The organism is Enterobacter cloacae complex sp. EB5 (assembly GCF_031432835.1).
Taxonomy (GTDB): Bacteria; Pseudomonadota; Gammaproteobacteria; order Enterobacterales; family Enterobacteriaceae; genus Enterobacter; species Enterobacter hormaechei_C.
In genome coordinates, this window is sequence record NZ_CP133860.1 from 2126211 (window position 1) to 2150295 (window position 24085).

Annotated in this window: 17 protein-coding genes; 10 read left to right on the forward strand and 7 right to left on the reverse strand. The window is 57.3% G+C overall.

What is annotated here, in order from left to right:
• Positions 1-31: 31 nt before the first annotated feature.
• Positions 32-1057 carry a DNA-binding transcriptional regulator CytR gene (cytR, locus tag RHN82_RS10175; RefSeq protein WP_003862038.1) on the reverse strand — a complete coding sequence of 342 codons (1026 nt, stop codon included), beginning with the start codon at positions 1055-1057 and terminating at the stop codon, positions 32-34.
• A gap of 112 nt (positions 1058-1169) precedes the next feature.
• On the reverse strand, positions 1170-3365 hold the full coding sequence (gene priA / locus RHN82_RS10180) for a primosomal protein N' (protein ID WP_047051673.1): 2196 nt from the start codon (positions 3363-3365) through the stop codon (positions 1170-1172).
• A gap of 200 nt (positions 3366-3565) precedes the next feature.
• On the opposite strand from priA, the gene rpmE reads away from it, so the two are divergent.
• Positions 3566-3778: a 50S ribosomal protein L31 gene (rpmE, locus tag RHN82_RS10185; protein ID WP_003862040.1), complete on the forward strand. Its 213-nt coding sequence runs from the start codon at positions 3566-3568 to the stop codon at positions 3776-3778.
• 321 nt (positions 3779-4099) lie between these two features.
• Complete coding sequence (locus RHN82_RS10190) at positions 4100-4780, forward strand: oligogalacturonate-specific porin KdgM family protein (protein ID WP_047051674.1); 681 nt, start codon at positions 4100-4102, stop codon at positions 4778-4780.
• 42 nt (positions 4781-4822) lie between these two features.
• Here the strand turns inward: RHN82_RS10190 and metJ are convergent, their stop codons facing one another.
• Entirely contained in the window at positions 4823-5140 is a 318-nt protein-coding gene (gene metJ, locus RHN82_RS10195; protein WP_003862042.1) for a met regulon transcriptional regulator MetJ, read from the reverse strand.
• A gap of 275 nt (positions 5141-5415) precedes the next feature.
• Here metJ and metB point away from each other — a divergent pair, with 275 nt between their 5' ends.
• From metB to katG, 4 genes are all read left to right on the forward strand, one after another.
• The gene (gene metB, locus RHN82_RS10200) at positions 5416-6576 is read left to right on the forward strand and encodes a cystathionine gamma-synthase (RefSeq protein ID WP_017383102.1); all 1161 of its coding nucleotides are present in this window, start codon (positions 5416-5418) and stop codon (positions 6574-6576) included.
• 2 nt (positions 6577-6578) lie between these two features.
• Complete coding sequence (locus RHN82_RS10205; protein ID WP_047051675.1) at positions 6579-9011, forward strand: bifunctional aspartate kinase/homoserine dehydrogenase II; 2433 nt, start codon at positions 6579-6581, stop codon at positions 9009-9011.
• A gap of 226 nt (positions 9012-9237) precedes the next feature.
• Entirely contained in the window at positions 9238-10128 is an 891-nt protein-coding gene (gene metF / locus RHN82_RS10210; protein WP_032104303.1) for a methylenetetrahydrofolate reductase, read from the forward strand.
• 144 nt (positions 10129-10272) lie between these two features.
• On the forward strand, positions 10273-12453 hold the full coding sequence (katG, locus tag RHN82_RS10215; protein WP_047051676.1) for a catalase/peroxidase HPI: 2181 nt from the start codon (positions 10273-10275) through the stop codon (positions 12451-12453).
• A 91-nt stretch (positions 12454-12544) separates the two neighbouring features.
• Here katG and RHN82_RS10220 read toward each other — a convergent pair whose 3' ends face one another.
• The 3 genes from RHN82_RS10220 to argE form a co-directional block, all read right to left on the reverse strand.
• Positions 12545-13648: a glycerol dehydrogenase gene (locus tag RHN82_RS10220; RefSeq protein WP_045347197.1), complete on the reverse strand. Its 1104-nt coding sequence runs from the start codon at positions 13646-13648 to the stop codon at positions 12545-12547.
• 206 nt (positions 13649-13854) lie between these two features.
• Entirely contained in the window at positions 13855-16506 is a 2652-nt protein-coding gene (gene ppc / locus RHN82_RS10225; protein ID WP_017383108.1) for a phosphoenolpyruvate carboxylase, read from the reverse strand.
• 271 nt (positions 16507-16777) lie between these two features.
• On the reverse strand, positions 16778-17929 hold the full coding sequence (gene argE / locus RHN82_RS10230) for an acetylornithine deacetylase (RefSeq protein ID WP_047051678.1): 1152 nt from the start codon (positions 17927-17929) through the stop codon (positions 16778-16780).
• A gap of 88 nt (positions 17930-18017) precedes the next feature.
• Here argE and argC point away from each other — a divergent pair, with 88 nt between their 5' ends.
• From argC to oxyR, 4 genes are all read left to right on the forward strand, one after another.
• On the forward strand, positions 18018-19022 hold the full coding sequence (gene argC, locus RHN82_RS10235) for an N-acetyl-gamma-glutamyl-phosphate reductase (RefSeq protein ID WP_047051679.1): 1005 nt from the start codon (positions 18018-18020) through the stop codon (positions 19020-19022).
• Positions 19023-19028: 6 nt separating this feature from the next.
• Entirely contained in the window at positions 19029-19805 is a 777-nt protein-coding gene (argB, locus tag RHN82_RS10240; RefSeq protein ID WP_006808651.1) for an acetylglutamate kinase, read from the forward strand.
• 105 nt (positions 19806-19910) lie between these two features.
• Entirely contained in the window at positions 19911-21284 is a 1374-nt protein-coding gene (gene argH / locus RHN82_RS10245; RefSeq protein ID WP_047051680.1) for an argininosuccinate lyase, read from the forward strand.
• Positions 21285-21599: 315 nt separating this feature from the next.
• Entirely contained in the window at positions 21600-22517 is a 918-nt protein-coding gene (gene oxyR / locus RHN82_RS10250) for a DNA-binding transcriptional regulator OxyR (protein ID WP_003862055.1), read from the forward strand.
• On the opposite strand, the gene sthA is transcribed toward oxyR, so the two are convergent.
• On the reverse strand, positions 22500-23900 hold the full coding sequence (gene sthA / locus RHN82_RS10255; protein WP_003862057.1) for a Si-specific NAD(P)(+) transhydrogenase: 1401 nt from the start codon (positions 23898-23900) through the stop codon (positions 22500-22502). The two genes, oxyR and sthA, sit on opposite strands and share 18 nt — an antisense overlap.
• Positions 23901-24085: the final 185 nt, after the last annotated feature.

Sequence of the window (24085 nt, forward strand, 5' to 3'; positions counted from 1 at the left end):
GACCAGATAAGGGTGTCGAAAGGTATTTACTTTAAGTTAATGCCTGGGTAGAGCCGCGCACAATCAGCTCACAATCCAGTAGCCGTGACCCACTGCTAACTGTTTGACCGTGCAGCTGATCCAGCAAAAGCAGCATCGCTTCCCGGCCAATGTCATACCGCGGCTGGGCAACGGTCGAAAGCGGCGGATCGCAAAACTCCGAAAGCGAAATATTATCAAAACCGATAATCGACAGGTCCTGCGGCACGCGCAGGCCGTGACGTTTGGCGTAGGATAACGCCCCCAGCGCCATCACGTCGCTGTGGCAGAAGACCGCGGTAGGCGGTTCTGGCAAGGCCAGCAATTTTTCCAGCGCCTGCCCGCCCGCTTCAAAGGTGAAATCACCGCGCGCAATGTAGTGCGGATCGACGATAGCCCCGGTACGGCGCAGCGCCTGAACGTAGCCCTGCAAGCGGTAATGACACAGCGGCATCTCTTCTGGTCCGGCGATACAGCCGATACGCTTATGCCCCAGTTCCTGAAGATAGTTCACGGCGTTGAACGCGGCGGTGAGGTTATCGATATGAACGGTTGGCAGCTCCAGCTCCGGCGCGAATTCGTTCGCCATGACCATCGGCGGTAAATTGCGCTGTTCTTCAATGCTGGCATCAAACGGCAGGCGTGAGCCAAGCAGCAGCATGCCATCAATCTGCTTGGTGATGATCAGGTCGATGAACGTTTTTTCCTGCTGGTTCTGATGAGCACAATCGCCAATCAGCACCAGATAGCCCTGGGCGGCGGCAGTGACTTCAATGCCGCGGATGATTTCGCTGAAGAAGGGATCGCAGATGTCCGGCACGATCACCAGGATGGTGCGGGATTCGTTGCGTTTTACGTTACGCCCCATGGCTTGCGGGAAATAACCGACCTCAAGCGCTGCCTTTTCAACCCGGTTTCGGGTCGCCTGGGAGACTTTGTCAGGGTTCATCAATGCGCGGGACACGGTTGCTGTTGAGACTTGTGCTTTCTCGGCAACGTCTTTCATGGTCGCCGAGGCAACCTCTTTCCTGGACTTCAACGTCTTCTCCTCGCCTGAACACCGAACAGCACCATTTTTACAGATAGTTAATGGAATCGGTTACAGAATTTTCATAAAAAGTGTGAGGCGCATTAAATTTTTCGATCCGTCTTCAGCCTTCAATCGGATCGACGTCAAGAACCCACTTCACTTTTCGCGCTTCCGGTAGGGTATTGATCAGCGCCAGCGTGCCGCTGACGATCTGCTGTAAACGGATACGCGAGGGGTGCTGAAGTAACAGTTGCCAGCGGAAACGGCCGCCGCGTTTCGGGGCGAGCGCGGGTACCGGGCCTAAAATCCACAGCTGATTATCCACCAGCGGGCTGGCTTGCAGGAGGTTTCTCAGCTGTTGCAGGAACAGCGGGGCCTGTTGGTTGTTATGATCTTCCGCACGGATGATAACGTGGCTGGTCCACGGGGGAAGCTGCATCGTCTGGCGTTCGGCCAGCGCCTGGTCCGCGAAGGCGTCATAGCCTTTGTGCAGCAGAGTTTGCAGCAGCGGATGTTCAGGGTGGTGCGTTTGCAGCACCACCTCGCCCTGCTTACCCGCCCGACCAGCGCGACCGGCAACCTGGGTATAAAGCTGGGCGAAACGCTCGGCGGAGCGAAAATCCGCGGAGAACAGCGCGCCGTCGACGTCCAGCAGGGCGACCAGCGTCACGTCCGGGAAGTGGTGCCCTTTCGCCAGCATCTGAGTACCAATCAGGATGCGCGCGCCGCCGCGATGCACTTCCGCCAGTTGCTGCTCCAGCGCCCCTTTACGGCTGGTGGTATCCCTGTCGATACGGGAGATGGGTACGTCCGGGAAGAAGGGCGCGAGCGCCTGTTCAAGCTGTTCCGTTCCCAGACCGACCGGCACGATGTGCGTTGAGCCGCAGGACGGGCATTGACGGGGGACCGGACGCTGGCTGTCGCAGTGGTGGCAGCGTAAATGGCGCTGAGCCTGGTGGAAGGTGTAGTAGTGATCGCAGCGCGGGCACTCCGCGATCCAGCCGCAGTCGTGGCACAGCAACGCAGGCGCGAAGCCGCGGCGGTTCAGGAACAGGATCACCTGGTTGCCCGCCTGCAAATGCTGGCGCATGCGGCTAATCAGCGCAGGCGCTAACCCGGCCTGCACCTGCTGGCCTTTCAAATCCAGCACATGCTGAATGGCCGGGCGGGCATTTCCCGCACGGCGCGTCAGGCGCAGCATGTGGTATTTACGCTGGCGAACGTTGTGCAGCGTTTCAAGCGCGGGGGTGGCGGACCCGAGAATAATGGGGATTTGCTCGCTGTGGGCGCGGTACACGGCTAAGTCGCGGGCGTGATAGCGCCAGCCTTCCTGCTGTTTATAGGAGCTGTCATGCTCTTCATCGATTACGATAACGCCGAGATTTTTAAAGGGCGTAAACAGCGATGAACGGGTGCCGATCACAATTGCTGCTTCGCCGTTTTTCGCTTTCAGCCAGGCGCTGAGGCGCTCGCTGTCGTTCAGGCCGGAGTGCAGGACCTCAACGGGCGCATTAAAGCGTTCACGAAAACGCGCGATGGTTTGCGGCGTCAGGCCGATTTCCGGCACCATCACCAGCGCCTGTTTGCCCTGCGCGAGCACGTTTTCCAGCACGCTCAGATACACTTCGGTTTTACCGGATCCGGTGACGCCCGCCAGCAGCCAGGCGGAAAAATGGTCGGCGGCGCTGTGAATCGCGCCTACGGCGGTGGCCTGCTCGGTATTCAGACGCAGGCGATCGCCCGAGACGGAAAAGCCGTCGCGCCAGTCGTGAAGGGCAGGGGCTTCACTGGCCAGCTCGCTCAACCCTTTCTTCCTTAATGCCTGCAACGCGGTTTCGCTTACCTCAAGCTCGTCGACCTGATGGCGCCAGATTTTTCCCTGGCGCAGCGCGGCCAGCGCCTGCTGCTGTTTCTGCGAGCGCTTCAGGCTGTTAATGTCCACAGCCTGGCCCTGCTCGGTGGCAAACCAGTACCACATTGGCGCGTGGCTGGCGCTCTTGCCCTGGCGCAGCATAATGGGCAGGGCATGGAACAGCACGTCGCCAATCGGATGATGATAATAATCTGCCGCCCACAGCAGCAGTCTCCAGGTGCTGGTGGAGTAAACCGGCTCGCTGTCCAGCACCTCAACAACCGATTTCAGCTCGTTAAGCGGCAGTTCGCTTTTGTCGCTGACGGACACCACGATCCCCACGCGCTGCTGTTTGCCAAACGGCACGGTCACGCGACAGCCCGCTTTGGCGCTCATGCTGTCGGGCAGCAGGTAGTCAAAGGTGCGGGGAAGCGGAACGGGCAGGGCAACGTGAGCGACGGGCATCGAATCTTCCTGACTTGAAAAGTGGCGCGTTAGTATACACATTAGTGAAAGCGGCGTGCGGATCAGTTTGCATACGTTGGTCAAATTCTGTATGATTCGCCGCCTTTGGTGTATTTTACGCCAAAGAACTTACATTCAACATCGCGTGGTGTCTGGCGTTAGGGCTGGAAGAGCGACGCGGCCTTAACTGAGGTTCTCCCATGAAAAAAGATATTCACCCGAAATACGAAATGATTACTGCAAACTGCTCTTGCGGTAACTCTATCCAGATCCGCTCTACCGTGGGTCACGATCTGAACCTGGACGTGTGCGGCAAATGCCACCCGTTCTACACTGGTAAGCAGCGTGATGTTGCAACCGGTGGCCGTGTTGACCGCTTCAACAAGCGTTTCAGCATCCCGGGCGCTAAATAAGCATCCAGAAGAAACCGCCTCCGGGCGGTTTTTTTGTGCCTGTAATATCTCTCCTGAATTAATTCTGTATTTATATTTCCTCTTCAAATATATATTTTAATTTTTCCGAAAAATAATCACCGTGTCTTAATATATTCCTATTTATACGGATAGTGAGCTTTATCTCTGTATTCTTGGCCTGTTTGCCATTTTATTGTCGGATATGGCAATAAATAAAAGGTTTCCCTCCGGGTGTAAAATTACACTGCGCTCGACATAAATTCTTATTTGCCATTTCAACAGCGATGGCTTTCAGGGTGTATTTACGTTGAGGGAAAAAAGATGAAACTGAAGCAACTTTTATTCGTGCTTCCATTACTATCGTGCGCAGCGCAGGCGGGATATGTTGATTACCGACACGAGTATTACGACGATGGACGTAACTATGACCGTGTGTACATGTCACACCGTTTCGGGACGGGCTTTGGTGTGGCTGTAGAGGCCGTCTCACGCTCAGACGAAAAGCAATCTAATGATGCGCTCAATAATATGGAGAGTAACAGCAACGAATATACTGCCAGCTACCAGTTTACCTGGCAGGGATTTATCTGGCAGCCGGGTGTCGCGGTTGAAATAGGTGACGACATGGCTATTTATAAACCCTATTTACGCGTACAGTATAATATTAATGACAACTGGTGGACGGCGTTCCGTTATCGTACCGAATATACCCGCCGTAATGCAGACGGTAAAGATGACAGAATGGTATATCGCCCGGAAATGTGGCTGGGATATAATATTGATAACTGGATGTTTGAACTGAACGGAATTTATAAATTCGCCGACAACGAAGATCTGTATAACAACAAAAAAGAGGATTACGAATATAACTTCCGCGTGGCGTATAACATCGATTCGTGGGTGCCATTCGTGGAGGTGGGTAATGTCTCTTCCGGCTATAACACCGCTACCACTGACGACCGACAAACGCGTCTGCGCGTCGGCTTAGGCTACAACTTCTGAGAAACCATCCCGCTGAGCACCCTCAGCGGGACCGCATCGCTGTTAGTATTCCCAGGTCTCCGGGTCGATACCCAGTTCACGCATGATCACCTTCGCCTCTTCCGGGATTTCGTCACTGCGCTCTTTGCGCAGATCGTCATCGTTCGGCAACGGTTGGCCGGTAAACGCATGCAGGAACGCTTCGCACAGCAGTTCGCTGTTGGTGGCGTGACGCAGGTTGTTCACCTGACGACGCGTACGTTCATCGGTGAGGATCTTCAACACCTTCAGAGGAATGGACACCGTGATTTTCTTGACTTGCTCACTCTTCTTACCGTGCTCAGCGTATGGGCTGATATATTCGCCGCTCCATTCAGCCATGAGATACCTTTAATCCTCTCAGTCATTAATCTAAAGGTGCAAAACCCGTAACCATCAGTTTTGAACCGTAATCTTGCGTAGTTTACCGTAGAGACGATACCGAGGCACGGATATTGCCGCTGTAGCGTGTCCTAAAGCATATAATTTTAACGGCTATTTGCGCATTGCTCAATCTATACGCAAAGAAGTTTAGATGTCCAGATGTATTGACGTCCATACTTTCAATGTTTACTCTGGTGCCTGACTTTTCACCTCATTCGCCAGGAAGCCTCACCATGACGCGTAAACAGGCCACCATCGCAGTGCGTAGCGGATTGAATGATGACGAGCAGTACGGCTGCGTTGTCCCGCCAATTCATCTCTCCAGTACCTATAATTTCACCGGATTTAATGAACCTCGCGCGCATGACTACTCGCGTCGCGGCAATCCTACACGCGACGTCACCCAGCGCGCGCTGGCGGAACTGGAAGGCGGCGCAGGGGCGGTATTAACCAATACCGGCATGTCTGCCATTCACCTTGTGACCACAGTGTTCCTGAAACCTGGCGATCTGCTGGTGGCGCCGCACGACTGTTATGGCGGCAGCTATCGTCTGTTTGATAGCCTGGCGAAACGTGGCTGCTACCGCGTGCTGTTTGTCGATCAAAACGACGAACAGGCGCTGAAACAGGCGCTTGCCGAGCAGCCGAAGCTGGTTCTGGTGGAAAGTCCAAGCAACCCATTGTTGCGCGTTGTCGACATTGCGAAAATTTGTCAGCTCGCAAGGGATGCGGGAGCGATAAGTGTAGTGGATAATACGTTCCTCAGTCCGGCCCTTCAGAACCCACTGGCACTGGGTGCCGATCTGGTGTTGCATTCATGCACGAAATATCTGAACGGCCATTCTGACGTGGTGGCGGGCGTGGTGATTGCCAAAGATCCTGATGTTGTCACCGAACTGGCATGGTGGGCCAATAACATTGGCGTCACCGCGGGCGCGTTCGACAGCTATTTGCTGCTGCGCGGTATCCGCACGCTGTCTCCGCGTATGGACGTGGCGCAGCGTAATGCCCAGGCGATCGTGGATTTCCTGAAAACCCAGCCGCTGGTGAAGAAGCTTTATCACCCGTCGCTGCCGGAAAACCAGGGGCACGAGATTGCCGCGCGCCAACAGAAAGGATTTGGCGCGATGTTAAGTTTTGAACTGGACGGTGACGAGCAAACGCTGCGTCGCTTCCTGAGCGGGTTGTCATTGTTTACGCTGGCGGAATCCTTAGGGGGAGTAGAAAGCTTGATCTCCCACGCCGCAACCATGACGCACGCAGGTATGGCACCCGAAGCACGTGCCGCCGCCGGGATTTCCGAGACGCTGCTGCGTATCTCGACCGGTATTGAAGATTCTGAAGATTTAATTGCCGATCTGGAAAATGGCTTCCGGGTCGCAGCCAAGGGGTAATCATGAGTGTGATAGCGCAGGCAGGGGCGAAGGGTCGTCAGCTGCACAAGTTTGGTGGTAGTAGTCTTGCTGATGTGAAATGTTACCTGCGTGTCGCAGGGATCATGACCGAGTATTCACAGCCGGGGGACATGATGGTTGTCTCTGCGGCGGGCAGCACCACCAACCAGTTGATTAGCTGGCTGAAACTGAGCCAGACCGATCGCCTCTCTGCGCATCAGGTGCAACAGTCCTTACGTCGTTACCAGAGTGAACTGATTGCCGGTTTGCTGCCTGCGGACGTGGCGGACGGGCTGATTAGCGCTTTTACGCACGACCTTGAGCGTCTGGCCGCTCTGCTGGACAGCGGCATTACCGATGCGGTGTATGCGGAAGTGGTTGGCCACGGTGAAGTGTGGTCTGCGCGCCTGATGGCCGCTGTGCTGCAACATCTTGGTGTGGATGCCGCCTGGCTCGACGCGCGTGATTTCCTGCGTGCCGAACGCGCCGCACAGCCGCAGGTGGACGAAGGGCTGTCTTACCCGCTGCTGCAACAGCTGCTGGTGCAGCATCCGGGCAAACGCATTGTCGTCACCGGCTTTATCAGCCGCAGCAATGCTGGCGAAACCGTTCTGCTCGGCCGTAACGGCTCTGACTACTCGGCAACACAGATTGGCGCCCTGGCGGGCGTGTCCCGCGTCACTATCTGGAGCGACGTGGCCGGTGTGTACAGCGCGGACCCGCGCAAAGTAAAAGATGCCTGTCTGCTGCCGCTGCTGCGTCTCGACGAAGCGAGCGAACTGGCGCGTCTGGCGGCCCCGGTGCTGCACGCGCGCACGCTACAGCCGGTTTCAGGCAGCGACATCGACCTGCAACTACGCTGTAGCTACACGCCGGATCAGGGTTCCACCCGCATTGAACGCGTGCTGGCATCCGGTACGGGCGCGCGCATTGTCACCAGCCATGATGACATCTGCCTGATTGAGTTCCAGGTGCCTGCGGGCCAGGATTTCAAACTGGCGCACAAAGATATCGACACCATCCTGAAACGTGCCCAGGTGCGTCCGCTGGCCGTTGGCGTACATAACGATCGTCAGCTGTTGCAGTTCTGCTATACCGCTGAAGTGGTGGACAGCGCCCTGAAAATTCTGGATGAAGCGGGCCTGCCGGGCGAGCTTCGCCTGCGTCAGGGGCTGGCGCTGGTGGCGATGGTGGGCGCGGGCGTCACCCGTAACCCGCTGCACTGCCACCGCTTCTGGCAGCAGCTGAAAGGTCAGCCGGTGGAGTTCACCTGGCAGTCGGAAGAGGGCATCAGCCTGGTTGCTGTGCTGCGTAAAGGGCCAACCGAAAGCCTGATTCAGGGTCTGCACACCTCCCTGTTCCGCGCGGAAAAACGCATCGGGCTGGTGCTGTTCGGGAAAGGGAACATCGGTTCCCGCTGGCTGGAGCTGTTCGCCCGCGAGCAGGTAACGCTTTCGGCGCGTACCGGGTTTGAATTCATTCTCGCAGGCGTGGTGGACAGCCGCCGCAGCCTGCTGAACTACGAAGGGCTGGACGCCAGCCGGGCGCTGGCCTTCTTTAATGATGAAGCGGTTGAGCAGGACGAAGAGTCGCTGTTCCTGTGGATGCGCGCGCACCCGTACGACGATCTGGTGGTGCTGGACGTGACCGCCAGCGAGCAGCTGGCCGATCAGTATCTGGATTTCGCCAGCCACGGGTTCCACGTCATCAGCGCCAACAAGCTGGCGGGCGCGAGCAGCACTGACAAATATCGCCAGATCCACGACGCGTTTGAAAAAACGGGTCGTCACTGGCTGTATAACGCCACCGTTGGCGCGGGCCTGCCGGTTAACCATACCGTGCGCGATCTGATTGAAAGCGGCGACAGCATTCTGGCGCTGAGCGGGATCTTCTCCGGCACGCTCTCCTGGCTGTTCCTGCAATTTGACGGCACCGTACCGTTTACCGACCTGGTGGATCAGGCGTGGCAGCAGGGCTTAACTGAACCGGATCCGCGCGTTGACCTTGCCGGTAAAGACGTGATGCGCAAGCTGGTGATCCTGGCGCGTGAAGCGGGCTACGACATTGAGCCGGGTCAGGTACGCGTTGAGTCGCTGGTGCCTGCGGGCTGCGAGGAAGGGTCCGTCGATCACTTCTTCGAGAACGGCGACGAGCTGAATGAGCAGATGGTGCAACGTCTGGAAGCGGCTAACGAGATGGGCCTGGTGCTGCGTTACGTGGCGCGTTTCGAGGCGAACGGTAAAGCGCGCGTGGGCGTGGAGGCGGTGCGTCCTGAACATCCGCTGGCGGCGCTCCTGCCGTGCGACAACGTCTTCGCCATCGAAAGCCGCTGGTATCGCGATAACCCGCTGGTGATCCGTGGCCCGGGCGCGGGACGCGATGTCACCGCCGGGGCGATCCAGTCTGACATTAATCGTCTGGCTAAGCTGCTGTAATTTCGCTTGTTCCCTCTCCCCGTGGGAGAGGGTTAGGGTGAGGGCGGCAGACCGCACTCACCCCCATCATGAACGCCCTTCATCTTGCCTGAACAAACCTCACCGTTATTGTTGATTATTTCTGTTGACGTCATCCCGCTTTTCCGTCATTTTTACATCTGGACGTCTAAACGTATAGAAGTTCACAACACAACAAACATCGACACGCGAAAGATAGAGGTAAGGTATGAGCTTTTTTCACGCCAACCAGCGGGAAGCCCTGAATCAGAGCCTGGCCGAAGTAAACGGCCAGATTAACGTCTCTTTTGAATTTTTCCCGCCGCGCACCAGTGAAATGGAGCAAACCCTGTGGAGCTCTATCGATCGCCTGAGCAGCCTGAAGCCGAAGTTCGTCTCCGTAACCTACGGCGCCAACTCCGGTGAGCGTGACCGCACGCACAGCATCATTAAGGGCATTAAAGATCGAACCGGTCTGGAAGCGGCACCGCACCTGACCTGTATCGACGCCACCCGCGATGAACTGCGCGCCATTGCCCAGGACTACTGGAATAACGGCATTCGCCACATTGTGGCCCTGCGCGGCGACCTCCCGCCAGGCAGCGGCAAGCCGGAGATGTATGCCACCGATCTGGTCGGGCTGCTGAAAGACGTTGCCGACTTTGATATCTCCGTGGCCGCCTACCCTGAAGTTCACCCGGAAGCCAAAAGCGCCCAGGCGGATCTGCTCAACCTCAAGCGTAAAGTGGAGGCCGGTGCTAACCGCGCGATTACGCAGTTCTTCTTTGACGTGGAAAGCTATCTGCGCTTTCGCGACCGCTGCGTCTCGGCGGGTATTGATGTCGAAATCATCCCTGGCATTCTGCCGGTCTCGAACTTCAAACAGGCGAAGAAATTCGCGGATATGACCAACGTGCGCATTCCGCTGTGGATGTCCAAAATGTACGAAGGGCTGGACGACGACCCGGAAACCCGCAAGCTGGTGGGGGCCAATATCGCGATGGACATGGTGAAGATTTTAAGTCGCGAAGGGGTGAAAGATTTCCATTTCTATACCCTGAACCGCGCGGAAATGAGCTATGCCATTTGCCATACGCTCGGCGTTCGCCCGGCGCTGTAAAGTAAAAAGCCCTCATAAAACGAGGGCTTTTTAATCGAACAGAGAGTTAAAAGGTATTAGCTATCGAATCTGTGGATTAATTCAACTATCTCTTATCGCTAGTGGTGTATATCGTAACGGTAACACTGTAAAGGGAGCATAGCGATGAGCACGTCAGACGAGACCAATAACGCGGCATCCGCCGGCAAATGTCCGTTCCACCAGGGCGGCGTCGATCACAGCGCGGGTGCAGGTACCGGCAGCAAAGAGTGGTGGCCTAAACAACTCCGCATCGATCTTCTAAACCAACATTCCAACCGTTCGAACCCGCTGGGTGAAGACTTCGACTACCGCAAAGAATTCAGCAAGCTCGACTACTCCGCCCTTAAGGGCGATCTCAAAGCCCTGTTAACCGACTCACAACCGTGGTGGCCTGCCGACTGGGGCAGCTATGCGGGCCTGTTTATCCGTATGGCCTGGCACGGTGCGGGTACCTATCGCTCCGTTGACGGTCGCGGCGGCGCCGGACGCGGTCAGCAACGCTTTGCACCGCTGAACTCCTGGCCGGATAACGTCAGCCTGGATAAAGCTCGCCGTCTGCTGTGGCCAATTAAGCAAAAATACGGACAAAAAATCTCCTGGGCCGACCTGTTTATCCTCGCGGGTAACGTGGCGCTGGAGAACTCCGGCTTCCGCACCTTTGGTTTTGGTGCCGGGCGTGAAGACGTATGGGAACCGGATCTGGACGTGAACTGGGGCGATGAAAAAGCCTGGCTGACCCACCGTGACCCGGAAGCGCTGGCGAAGCGCCCGCTTGCGGCCACCGAAATGGGCCTGATTTACGTTAACCCGGAAGGGCCAAACGCCAGCGGTGAACCGCTGTCTGCGGCGGCGGCGATCCGCGCTACCTTTGGCAACATGGGCATGAACGACGAAGAGACCGTCGCGCTGATTGCGGGCGGCCATACGCTCGGTAAAACGCACGGCGCAGGTGAAGCCACGCACGTGGGCACTGACCCGGAAGCGTCGCCGATTGAAGCGCAGGGCCTGGGCTGGGCCAGCACGCACGGCACCGGTATTGGCGCTGACGCCATCACCTCCGGGCTGGAAGTTATCTGGTCTCAAACCCCGACCCAGTGGAGCAACTACTTCTTCGAGAACCTGTTCAAATACGAATGGGTGCAGACGCGTAGCCCGGCAGGCGCGATTCAGTTTGAAGCCGTGGATGCGCTGGAAATCATGCCTGACCCGTTCGACCCGTCGAAAAAACGCAAGCCAACCATGCTGGTCACCGACCTGACGCTGCGTTTTGATCCGGAATTCGAGAAAATTTCCCGTCGCTTCCTGAACGATCCGCAGGCCTTCAACGAAGCCTTTGCGCGCGCGTGGTTCAAGCTGACCCACCGCGATATGGGGCCGAAATCCCGTTACATCGGCCCGGAAGTACCGAAAGAAGATCTGATTTGGCAGGATCCGCTGCCTCAGCCGGTGTTCCATCCGACGCAGGAAGATATTGAAAGCCTGAAAGCGGAAATCGCGGCCTCTGGTCTCTCCGTGAGCGAACTGGTTTCCGTGGCCTGGGCGTCGGCATCGACCTTCCGCGGCGGCGACAAGCGTGGCGGCGCTAACGGCGCGCGTCTGGCGCTGGCGCCTCAGCGCGACTGGGATGTGAACGCCGCGGCGGTGCGGGCGTTACCGGCTCTGGAAGCAATCCAGCGCACCACGAATAAAGCCTCTCTGGCCGATATCATCGTGCTGGCAGGTGTTGTGGGCGTTGAGCAGGCGGCGAAAGCGGCAGGCGTTTACGTTAACGTACCGTTCACCCCGGGCCGCGTGGATGCGCGTCAGGACCAGACGGATATCGAGATGTTTAACCTGCTCGAACCGGTTGCCGACGGTTTTCGCAACTACCGTGCGCAGGTGGATGTGTCCACCACGGAGTCGCTGCTGATCGACAAAGCCCAGCAGCTGACCCTGACCGCGCCGGAACTGACGGTGCTGATCGGCGGTCTGCGCGTACTGGGTGCAAACTTCGATGGCAGCAAGAATGGCGTGTTTACCAACCGCGAGGGCGTGCTGAGCAACGACTTCTTCGTTAATCTGCTGGATATGAACACCCAGTGGAAAGCGACCGACGACTCAAACGAGCTGTTTGCCGGTAGCGATCGCGCCAGCGGTGAAGTGAAATACACCGCCACCCGCGCCGATCTGGTCTTCGGTTCAAACGCCGTCCTGCGTGCGCTGGCCGAAGTTTACGCCAGCAGTGATGCACATGAGAAGTTCGTTCGTGATTTCGTTGCCGCGTGGGCGCGAGTGATGGATTTGGATCGGTTTGACGTGAAGTAGCCCTTGTGCCGGGTGGCGCTGCGCTTACCCGGCCTACGAATGACACGCTTTTGTAGGCCGGGTAAGGCGTAGCCGCCACCCGGCTTTTTTATTACTCCCACTCCTGAAGGAAACGCTGTCCATACTGGTCCGCCACCAGCAGCGCCGCATAGACCTGATCCGGCGTGACGCCGCCAGGCATGTTGTGGATGGTTTCCCCTTCGGCACAGGACGCCTCCGCGATCAGCCGCATTTTGGCCGGAATATCCTCTTTGATATTCAGCTGCGCCAGCGTGATCGGCAGCCCAACGCTGTGGCAAAGCGCGGCGACGGTCTCAATTTCTTCAACCGGCGCGTTCTCCAGTACCAGTTGCGTCAGCGTGCCGAACGCGACCTTTTCACCATGGTAGAAATGATGCGCATCCGGCACCGCCGTCATGCCGTTGTGAATGGCATGCGCCGCCGCCAGCCCGCCGCTTTCAAAGCCCACGCCGCTCAGATAGGTGTTGGCTTCAATAATGCGTTCCAGCGCGGGGGTGACGACATGCTGCTCTGCCGCCAGCATCGCTTTCTCGCCCTCTTCAACCAGCGTGTTGTAGCACAACTCTGCCAGCGCTAGCGCTGCCTGCGTGCACTTGCCGCCCGCCATGGTCGTGGCGCCGCTACGCGAACAGGCACGCGCTTCAAACCAGGTTGCCAGGGCATCGCCAATCCCGGCGGCCAGCAGGCGCGCAGGTGCGCCCGCCACCACTTTGGTATCGACAATCACCATGTTCGGGTTGTGGGGCAGCATCAGGTAGCGATCGAACTCGCCGCTGTCGGTATAAATCACGGAGAGGGCGCTGCACGGCGCATCGGTGGAGGCAATGGTCGGGGCAATGGCCACCGGCACGTCCATAAAGTGGGCCAGCGCTTTGGCAGTATCCAGCGTTTTTCCGCCGCCGATACCCAGCACCGCCAGACAGTCAGTGCTGTCGGCCAGCTTTTTCAGGCGATCGATTTCATTTTGCGAACATTCGCCACCAAATGGTGCAATTTCGGCATGGAGTCCGGCTTTTTTAAAACTCTGGCGCAGGGTTTCTTCAGCAAAACCCAGCACAAATTTATCGCCCACTACCAGCCAGCGGTTCGCCAGCGGCTTCAGGTAGTCGCCGAGGCGAGAAAGAACATCCGCGCCCTGGATGTATTTCCCCGGGGATTGAATAACACGGTCCATAACATTACTCCCTTAGTGTTTGAGGTAAATCCTGCCCTGTTCGTACTGCACTAAGAGTGACTCTACTCCCGGCGTGCCGGTCATTTGTTGCGCTACGTCTAAGGGAAACGTGATTGCCTTACCGGAGGTAAAGATTGAGAGGGAAATCACGGAAGGGGGAAGATCAAGAAGTGCCCGGCAAGCGTAGCGCTGCCGGGCACTGAGCATTAACCGGTGTTGCGCATACCTGCCGCAACGCCTGCTATCGTTACCATCAGCGCCTGTTCAACGCGCGGATCCGGCTCTTTACCTTCCTCCTCCGCCAGACGCGAACGGTGTAGCAGTTCAGCCTGTAAAACGTTCAGCGGGTCGGTGTAGATGTTACGCAGCTGGATAGACTCGGCGATCCACGGCAGGTCTTCCATCAGGTGGGAGTCATTAGCGATATCCAGCACCACTTTAATATCGCCTTCCAGCAGCTCGCGCAGCTCTTTACCCAGCGCCCACAGCTCTGGTTTCACCAGACGCTGATCGTAGTATTCCGCCAGCCACAGGTCGGCTTTCGAGAAGACCATCTCCAGCATGCCCAGACGGGTAGAGAAGAATGGCCAGTCGCGGCACATGGTTTCCAGTTCGCTCTGCTTACCGTCTTCCACCACTTTTTGCAGCGCCGCACCGGCACCCAGCCAGGCGGGCAGCATCAGACGGTTTTGCGTCCAGGCGAAGATCCACGGAATGGCGCGCAGGGATTCAACGCCGCCGGTCGGACGACGCTTGGCAGGACGTGAGCCCAGCGGCAGTTTACCCAGCTCCTGCTCAGGCGTGGCTGAACGGAAGTAAGGCACGAAATCTTTGTTTTCACGCACATAGCCGCGGTACAGATCGCAGGAGATGTCTGACAGCTCATCCATGATGCGGCACCAGGACTCTTTTGGCTCCGGCGGTGGCAGCAGGTTGGCTTCCAGGATCGCGCTGGTATAGAGCGACAGGCTGCTGATGGTCACTTCCGGCAGGCCGTACTTGAAGCGGATCATCTCGCCCTGCTCGGTCACGCGCAGGCCGCCTTTCAGGCTTCCTGGTGGTTGAGAGAGCAGCGCTGCGTGTGCAGGTGCACCGCCACGACCAATGGAGCCGCCGCGTCCGTGGAACAGGGTCAGTTCAATACCGGCTTTTTCGCAGGTTTTGATTAGCGCATCCTGCGCCTGATACTGCGCCCAGGAGGCTGCCATCACGCCCGCATCTTTCGCGGAGTCGGAATAGCCAATCATCACCATCTGTTTGCCCTGAATAAAGCCGCGATACCAGTCGATGTTCAGCAGCTGGGTCATCACGTCATTGGCGTTGTTCAGGTCGTCGAGGGTCTCAAACAGCGGGGCCACTGGCAGGGCATAGTCGATGCCCGCTTCTTTCAGCAGAAGATGAACGCCCAGCACGTCGGACGGGGTCTTCGCCATGGAGATCACATAGGCGGCCACCGATCCTTTCGGCGCATCCACGATCGCTTTACAGGTGTTGAGTACTTCGCGGGTGTCGTTGCTTGGCTCCCAGTTGCGCGGCAGCAGCGGGCGCTTGGAGTTCAGTTCGCGGATCAGGAACGCCTGTTTGTCGGCTTCTGACCAGCTTTCATAGTCGCCGATGCCGAGGTAGCGGGTCAGCTCGCCCAGCGCTTCGGTATGACGGGTACTTTCCTGACGAACGTCGATACGCACCAGCGGCACGCCGAAACACTTCACGCGGCGCAGGGTGTCGAGCAGTTCGCCGTTGGCAATGATGCCCATCCCACAGGCCTGGAGCGATTTATAGCAGGCGTACAGCGGCTCCCAGAGCTGTTCGTTCTGGCTCAGCAGACCTTCCGGCTTCGGCAGGCGCTGGCCTTTCAGGCGCGCTTCCAGCCAGGCCTGAGTGGCCATCAGCTGACCGCGCAGTTTTTTCATCAGGAAACGGTACGGCTCGCTGGCGCCTTCTTCACCGGCCAGCGCGCGCAGTTCCGGCGTGGCTTCCACCATCGACAGCTCGGAGATCAGCACCTGAATATCTTTCAGGAACAGGTCGGTCGCTTTCCAGCGGCTCAGCAGCAGGACGTGGCGGGTGATTTCCGCCGTCACGTTCGGGTTGCCGTCGCGGTCGCCGCCCATCCAGGAGGTGAAGCGCACCGGAACAAAATCAACCGGCAGGCGATAGCCCAGATTTTCTTCCAGCTGTTCGTTCAGCTCGCGCAGGTAGTTGGGTACCCCTTCCCACAGGCTGTTTTCCACCACCGCAAAGCCCCATTTGGCTTCGTCGACCGGGCTTGGGCGATGTTTACGAATTTCATCCGTGTGCCAGGACTGGGCAATCAGCTGGCGCAGACGGCGCATAAGCTGGTTACGCTCGTAGTCGGCAATGTCTTTGTTATCCAGCTGCTTCAGACAGTTGTTCACTTCCACCATTTTGTGGATCAGCGTACGACGGGTGATTTCGGTTGGGTGTGCGGTCAGCACCAGCTCCAGCGAAAGGGATTCCACCGCTTTTTTGATGGTCGCTTCGTTGAGGTCGGGCTGGTCTTTGAGTTTACGAAGGGTGCGGGCAATGACTTCCGGGTTGCTGGCCGCTTCGCCTTTTGGCGAAATGCTGTGGTATTGCTCAGCGGTGTTTGCCAGGTTCAGGAACTGGCTGAAGGCGCGGGCAACGGGCAGCAGCTCATCGTTGGAGAGGTTCTGCAAGGTGGTGAGCAGCTCCTGACGATTGGCCTCGTTACCGGCGCGGGAAGATTTGGACAGCTTGCGGATGGTTTCAACGCGGTCGAGGATGTTCTCCCCCAGTGCGTCTTTGATGGTATCTCCAAGCACTTTGCCGAGCATACTGACATTACTACGCAACGCGGAATATTGTTCGTTCATAAAAACCCAGTCACCCCATCATTTTTGTTTATGCCCATGCGAAAATCTTCTGGACATTATTTTGTCATCTCCCTTTATAAAGCCACGTAAAACCCCCGTCGTCAATTGCTGCGAAAACGGTTCAGCAAACGAATAAATGTGGGCAATTTACGAAATTTAATTCGTATTGCGTCAGATAAGAGATGCTTATGGGAATGTGACGAAGATCATGCGATTTGTTGCCCTAACCCTAACCCTCTCCCACAGGGAGAGGGGACTGTTCGGTGCGTTTTTAATGCCAGCAGAAGTGATGCACAACCTGGGTAATGAGTTCGCGAGTGGGCTTGATGAAGCGGGTTTCGAGATATTCGTCCGGCTGGTGGGCCTGGTTGATGGAGCCAGGGCCCAGAACCAGCGTCGGGCACAGCGTCTGAATAAACGGCGCTTCGGTGCAGTAGTTCACCACGTCGGTTTTCTCGCCGAGCAGTTTTTCCACTACCTGAACCAGCTGGTGGTCAGGCGGACATTCGTAGCCTGGAATCGGCGGATGCAGTTCGGAGACCGTCAGACGGCCCGGCCAGCGCTCGCTGACCGGCGCCAGCGCTTCGTTCAGTAAGCCATCCAGATCGCTCAGCGTCATACCCGGCAGCGGACGGATATCCATATGCAGTTCGCAGCAGGCGCAGATACGGTTGGACGCATCACCGCCGTGCAGGCTGCCGAGGTTAAGCGTTGGGTAAGGCACGGTGAACGCCTCGTAGTGATAGCGCTCTTTCAGATCGTCGCGCAGGGTCATGATGCGGCCAATCGCGTCATGCATCAGCTCAATGGCGTTCACGCCGCGCGCCGGATCGCTGGAGTGGCCGGACTGTCCGAGCACGCGCACCGCGGTAGAAATATGGCCTTTATGCGCCCGAATCGGTTGCAGAGAGGTCGGTTCGCCGATGATCGCGCAGTCAGGACGAATCGATGTATCTTCAGAGAAATAACGTGCGCCCGCCATGCTGGTCTCTTCATCGGCGGTCGCCAGAATGTAGAGCGGCTTTTTCAGGGTTGTCACGTCCACGTCACGCAGCGCGTCGAGGATAAAGGCGAAAAAGCCTTTCATGTCGGCGGTGCCCAGACCATAAAGCTTGTTGTCATGCTCGGTCAGCGTGAACGGATCGCGCGTCCAGCGGCCATCATCAAACGGCACGGTGTCAGTGTGGCCAGCCAGCAGCAGGCCGCCCGCGCCATGTCCGGTACTGGCGAGCAGGTTAAATTTATGGCGTGTTCCGGGGACGGGCTGAACCTCAACGTTAAACCCAAGATCGCTAAACCAACCCGCCAGCAGATTGATTAAAGACTCATTGCTCTGATCCAGGGCTTCTTCCGTCGCACTGATGGACGGTGTGGCAATCAGGGCGCGGTAGATCTCGATAAATGGCGGTAAGTTCATTTTCATTGTTGACACACCTTAGGTCGTGATAGTATCAATATTCATGCAATAAATGTGAATAAAAATACATTAACGTTGAGCATAAAGGAACCCGATGTTGAATACGCTGATTGTAGGCGCTAGCGGTTATGCGGGCGCAGAGCTTGTAAGCTACGTAAATCGCCACCCTCATATGACCATAACCGCTTTGACCGTGTCAGCGCAAAGCAATGATGCCGGAAAGTTAATTTCCGATTTGCATCCGCAGCTTAAAGGCATTGTCGATCTGTCTTTGCAGCCGATGTCCGACATCAGCGAGTTCACCGACGGCGTTGACGTGGTGTTTTTAGCCACGGCGCATGAAGTCAGCCACGACCTGGCACCGCAATTTTTAGCGGCCGGCTGCGTGGTCTTTGATCTCTCCGGCGCGTTTCGCGTTAACGACAGCGCGTTCTACGAAAAATATTACGGTTTTACCCATCAGCACCCGGATCTGCTCGAAAAAGCGGTGTACGGCCTGGCGGAGTGGAGCGCTGAGAAACTGAAAGAAGCGGATCTAATTGCCGTGCCGGGCTGCTACCCGACGGCGGCGCAGCTTTCCCTGAAGCCGCTGATCGACGCCGGTCTGCTGGATCTGAACCAGTGGCCGGTGATCAACGCCACCAGTGGCGTGAGCGGAGCCGGGCGCAAGGCGGCGATCTCCAACAGCTTCTGCGAAGTGAGCCTTCAGCCGTATGGCGTGTTTAATCACCGCCATCACCCTGAAATCACGACGCATCTGGGCGCGGACGTGATTTTCACCCCGCATCTGGGCAGCTTCCCGCGTGGGATCCTCGAAACCATTACCTGCCGCCTGAAGCCGGGTGTGACCAAAGAACAGGTGAGCGAGGTCTTCACGCAGGCGTATGCGGATAAACCGCTGGTGCGCCTGTATGACAAAGGCGTGCCGGCGTTGAAAAACGTGGTTGGCCTGCCGTTCTGCGACATCGGCTTTGCCGTGCAGGGCGAGCATCTGATTGTGGTCGCCGCAGAAGATAACTTACTCAAAGGCGCTGCCGCACAGGCAATGCAGTGTGCAAATATTCGTTTCGGCTTCCCTGAAACGCAGGCTCTTATTTAAGGTGTGATGATGAATCCATTAATTATCAAACTCGGTGGTGTACTGCTGGACAGCGAAGAAGCGCTGGAGCGCCTGTTTACCGCACTGGTGAACTATCGTGAATCACACCAACGTCCGCTGGTGATTGTGCACGGCGGCGGCTGCGTGGTGGATGAGCTGATGAAAGGGCTCAACCTGCCGGTGAAAAAGAAAAATGGCCTGCGCGTGACGCCTGCGGACCAGATTGACATCATTACCGGCGCGCTGGCGGGCACGGCGAACAAAACGCTGCTGGCGTGGGCGAAGAAACACCATATTGCGTCCGTTGGCCTCTACCTGGGCGATGGCGATAGCGTAAAAGTGACCCAGCTCGACGAAGAGCTTGGCCATGTTGGACTGGCGCAGCCTGGTTCGCCTAAGCTGATTAACACCCTGCTGGAAGGCGGTTTCCTGCCGGTGGTGAGCTCAATCGGCGTGACCGAAGAGGGCGAGCTGATGAACGTCAATGCGGACCAGGCGGCAACCGCGCTGGCGGCCACGCTGGGCGCAGATCTGATCCTGCTCTCCGACGTGAGCGGCATACTGGACGGCAAAGGCCAGCGTATTGCGGAAATGACCGCCGCAAAAGCCGAGCAGCTGATCGATCAGGGCATTATCACCGACGGCATGATCGTTAAAGTGAACGCCGCGCTGGATGCGGCACGCACGCTGGGTCGCCCGGTGGATATCGCCTCCTGGCGTCACGCGGAGCAACTCCCGGCGCTGTTTAACGGTACGCCGATTGGTACGCGTATTCTGGCTTAAGTTTCTGTGCCGGATGGCGCTTCGCTTATCCGGCCTACGTGAATTTTGTAGGCCCGGTAAGCGCAGCGCCACCGGGCAAAAATATCATCATTAAGGAAATTCGTTATGGCACTTTGGGGTGGGCGTTTTACACAGGCAGCGGATCAGCGGTTCAAACAGTTCAACGACTCTTTGCGCTTCGACTACCGCCTGGCCGAACAGGATATTGTCGGCTCTGTGGCCTGGTCCAAAGCGCTGGTGACCGTTGGCGTGCTGACCGCAGACGAACAGCAGCAGCTGGAAGAGGCGCTGAACAACCTGCTGGAAGAGGTGCGTCTGGATCCGGAGCAAATCCTCCAGAGCGATGCCGAAGATATTCACAGCTGGGTGGAAGGCAAACTGATCGACAAAGTCGGCCAGTTGGGTAAAAAGCTCCATACCGGGCGTAGCCGTAATGACCAGGTGGCGACCGACCTGAAGCTGTGGTGTAAAGAGACCGTCGGCGAACTGCTGGCGGCGAATCGTCAGTTGCAGAGCGCGCTGGTGGACACCGCGCAGAACAATCAGGACGCCGTGATGCCGGGTTATACCCACCTGCAACGCGCGCAGCCGGTGACCTTTGCGCACTGGTGTCTGGCCTACGTTGAGATGCTGGCGCGTGATGAGAGCCGTTTACAGGATACCTTAAAGCGTCTGGACGTCAGCCCGCTGGGCAGCGGCGCGCTGGCCGGTACGGCGTATGAAATCGACCGTGAGCAGCTGGCAGGCTGGCTGGGCTTTGCCTCCGCCACCCGCAACAGCCTGGACAGCGTCTCTGACCGTGACCACGTGCTGGAGCTGCTTTCAAATGCCTCTATCGGGATGGTGCACCTGTCGCGCTTTGCCGAAGACCTGATCTTCTTTAACTCTGGCGAAGCCGGGTTTGTGGAACTGTCCGACCGTGTGACGTCCGGCTCCTCCCTGATGCCGCAGAAGAAAAACCCGGATGCGCTGGAGCTGATCCGCGGTAAGTGTGGCCGTGTGCAGGGCGCGCTGACCGGTATGATGATGACCCTGAAAGGGCTGCCGCTGGCATACAACAAAGACATGCAGGAAGACAAAGAGGGGCTGTTCGACGCGCTCGACACCTGGCTGGACTGTCTGCATATGGGCGCGCTGGTGCTGGACGGCATTCAGGTGAAACGTCCGCGCTGCCAGGAAGCGGCGCAGCAGGGGTATGCTAACTCTACCGAGCTGGCGGACTACCTGGTGGCGAAAGGCGTACCGTTCCGCGAGGCGCACCATATTGTGGGTGAAGCGGTGGTGGAAGCGATTCGTCAGGGTAAAGCCCTTGAAGAGCTTGCGCTTGCCGACCTGCAAAAATTCAGCGCGGTTATCGGGGAGGATGTCTACCCGATTCTGGCCCTGCAATCCTGCCTGGATAAGCGTGCAGCGAAAGGCGGCGTGTCGCCGAAGCAGGTAGCGCAGGCGATTGCGGATGCGAAAAACCGGTTGGTTTGAATTGGTTTGAATAGTGCGGGCTGGTGCCCTCACCCCGGCCCTCTCCCACAGGGAGAGGGAGAAAAACGGAGCCTGGCTTAGCGCTGGGCTTTTTTTTACGCAAAAAAAAGCGGACCACGGGGTCCGCAAAAGTTCACGTTGGCTTTAGTTTTTCGAGTTTTGAGAGAAACTCGCTGACGGTGCGGGGACGTCAAGGGTCAAACACGTGCCGCCTCGTCTATGTGATGTATTATTCAACAGAATGCTTGATAGGGATAATCGTTCGTTGCTATGCTATCTATCGCCATGAACTATCGTGGCGACGGAGGATGAATAATGAATATTCGTGATCTTGAATACCTGGTAGCGTTAGCTGAGCATCGCCATTTTCGCCGCGCGGCAGACTCCTGCCACGTCAGCCAGCCAACGTTGAGCGGTCAGATCCGCAAGCTGGAAGATGAGCTGGGCGTGATGCTGCTGGAGCGCACCAGTCGTAAGGTACTGTTCACGCAGGCAGGTCTGCTGCTGGTGGATCAGGCGCGCACCGTACTGCGCGAGGTCAAAGTGCTCAAGGAAATGGCAAGCCAGCAGGGGGAAGCGATGTCCGGCCCGCTGCATATTGGCCTGATCCCAACCGTTGGCCCGTACCTGTTGCCGCAAATCATTCCGATGCTGCACCAGACGTTCCCGAAACTCGAAATGTACCTGCATGAAGCGCAAACCCATCAGCTGCTGGCGCAGCTGGACAGCGGCAAGCTCGACTGCGCGATCCTGGCGCTGGTCAAAGAGAGTGAAGCGTTTATTGAAGTACCGCTGTTCGATGAGCCGATGATGCTGGCGATCTATGAAGATCACCCGTGGGCGAACCGCGATCGCGTGCCGATGGCCGATCTGGCCGGTGAAAAACTGCTGATGCTGGAAGACGGCCACTGTCTGCGCGATCAGGCGATGGGCTTCTGCTTCGAAGCGGGTGCCGATGAAGATACCCATTTCCGCGCAACCAGCCTGGAAACGCTGCGTAATATGGTGGCGGCGGGAAGCGGTATTACGCTGCTGCCTGCGCTGGCGGTGCCGCACGAGCGTAAACGTGATGGCGTGGTCTATCTGCCGTGTATTAAGCCGGAGCCGCGTCGCACCATTGGTCTGGTTTATCGTCCGGGGTCACCGCTGCGCAGCCGCTATGAGCAGCTGGCAGAGGCCATCCGGGGTGCGATGGATGGCCATTTCGACAGCGCGTTAAAACAGGCGGTTTAAGCCGTTCAGCGCAGCTACCCGATAGGCTTCCGCCATGGTCGGGTAGTTAAAGGTGGTGTTAACGAAGTACTCAATGGTGTTGCCACCACCTTTTTGCTCCATGATCGCCTGGCCGATATGAATGATTTCCGCCGCGCGTTCACCGAAGCAGTGAATACCGAGGATCTCTTTCGTCTCGCGATGGAACAGGATCTTCAGCGTACCCACGCTCATCCCCACGATTTGCGCCCGCGCCAGATGTTTAAACTGGGCACGACCCACCTCGTAAGGCACCTTCATGGCCGTCAGCTGCTGCTCGGTTTTGCCGACAGAGCTGATTTCCGGAATGGTGTAGATGCCCGTCGGGATATCTTCAATCAGATGCGCCGTCGCTTCACCTTTCACCAGCGCCTGTGCTGCGATGCGGCCCTGATCGTACGCGGCGGAGGCCAGGCTTGGGTAACCAATCACGTCACCGACCGCGTAAACGTGCGGCAGCGCAGTCTGGTACATGCTGTTGACCTTGAGCTGACCGCGGCTGTCGGTTTCAAGCCCGATATTCTCCAGCTGCAATGAATCCGTGTTGCCGGTACGGCCGTTGGCGTACAGCAGGCAGTCTGCCTTCAGCTTCTTACCGGATTTCAGGTGCATGATCACACCGTCGTCGCAGCCTTCGATTTTCTCGTACTCTTCGTTGTGGCGAATCACCACGCCGCTGTTCCAGAAGTGGTAGGAGAGGGAATCTGACATCTCCTGATCGAGGAACGCCAGCAGCCGGTCGCGGGTGTTGATCAGATCAACTTTGACCTCCATTCCCCGGAAGATCGACGCATATTCACAGCCAATCACCCCCGCACCGTAGATGATCACATGGCGTGGCTCGTGGTGCAGGCTGAGGATGGAGTCGCTGTCGTAAATGCGCGGGTGCGAGAAATCCACGTCTGCCGGATGGTAAGGACGGGAACCGCAGGCGATCACAAATTTTTCAGCGGTGAGCGTCTCAACCGAACCGTCGTGGCACTCCAGCGCCAGGGTGTGTTCATCCACAAAATGCGCGTTCCCTTGCAGAATTTCACAGTGGTTGCGCTCATAGAAACCCTGACGCATGCGCGTCTGCTGGTTAATGACCGTGTCTGCGTGATTCAGGATATCGGCAAAGGAGGAGCGAAGAAGTCGGGAGTGGTCGCTGTAAAGAGGGTTCTGGTTAAATTCGATAATGCGGCTAACGGCGTGGCGGAGGGCTTTCGAAGGGATGGTGCCCCAGTGGGTGCAACCGCCGCCGACATTATGGTAGCGCTCAATAACCGCTACTCTGGCTCCCTGTTTTACCAGACCCATAGCAGCACCTTCGCCGCCGGGGCCGGAACCAATAACTATTGCGTCGTAATCGTAGGAATGTGGCATGGCAAGGCTTACCTGTTCTTATACATAAAAGCAACAGAATCATAACATCATTGCCTGGGTAACCCAATTATCGTTGTGCTTTTTTCGGGCAGTGGAGCACAAACCGCCCGTAAACAATCATTCACAAAGCCAGGTAAACAGATTAATTTTATTCTCTGGTATAGTGCCAACGGGCCTTTGGAAGG

Bases quoted from the DNA above. Each gene is read 5' to 3' on its own strand.
- priA (WP_047051673.1), bottom strand. From the start codon at position 3,365: ATGCCCGTCGCTCACGTTGCCCTGCCCGTTCCGCTTCCCCGCACCTTT.
- rpmE (WP_003862040.1), top strand. From the start codon at position 3,566: ATGAAAAAAGATATTCACCCGAAATACGAAATGATTACTGCAAACTGC.
- RHN82_RS10190 (WP_047051674.1), top strand. From the start codon at position 4,100: ATGAAACTGAAGCAACTTTTATTCGTGCTTCCATTACTATCGTGCGCA.
- metJ (WP_003862042.1), bottom strand. From the start codon at position 5,140: ATGGCTGAATGGAGCGGCGAATATATCAGCCCATACGCTGAGCACGGT.
- metB (WP_017383102.1), top strand. From the start codon at position 5,416: ATGACGCGTAAACAGGCCACCATCGCAGTGCGTAGCGGATTGAATGAT.
- RHN82_RS10205 (WP_047051675.1), top strand. From the start codon at position 6,579: ATGAGTGTGATAGCGCAGGCAGGGGCGAAGGGTCGTCAGCTGCACAAG.
- metF (WP_032104303.1), top strand. From the start codon at position 9,238: ATGAGCTTTTTTCACGCCAACCAGCGGGAAGCCCTGAATCAGAGCCTG.
- katG (WP_047051676.1), top strand. From the start codon at position 10,273: ATGAGCACGTCAGACGAGACCAATAACGCGGCATCCGCCGGCAAATGT.
- RHN82_RS10220 (WP_045347197.1), bottom strand. From the start codon at position 13,648: ATGGACCGTGTTATTCAATCCCCGGGGAAATACATCCAGGGCGCGGAT.
- ppc (WP_017383108.1), bottom strand. From the start codon at position 16,506: ATGAACGAACAATATTCCGCGTTGCGTAGTAATGTCAGTATGCTCGGC.
- argE (WP_047051678.1), bottom strand. From the start codon at position 17,929: ATGAAAATGAACTTACCGCCATTTATCGAGATCTACCGCGCCCTGATT.
- argC (WP_047051679.1), top strand. From the start codon at position 18,018: ATGTTGAATACGCTGATTGTAGGCGCTAGCGGTTATGCGGGCGCAGAG.
- argB (WP_006808651.1), top strand. From the start codon at position 19,029: ATGATGAATCCATTAATTATCAAACTCGGTGGTGTACTGCTGGACAGC.
- argH (WP_047051680.1), top strand. From the start codon at position 19,911: ATGGCACTTTGGGGTGGGCGTTTTACACAGGCAGCGGATCAGCGGTTC.
- oxyR (WP_003862055.1), top strand. From the start codon at position 21,600: ATGAATATTCGTGATCTTGAATACCTGGTAGCGTTAGCTGAGCATCGC.
- sthA (WP_003862057.1), bottom strand. From the start codon at position 23,900: ATGCCACATTCCTACGATTACGACGCAATAGTTATTGGTTCCGGCCCC.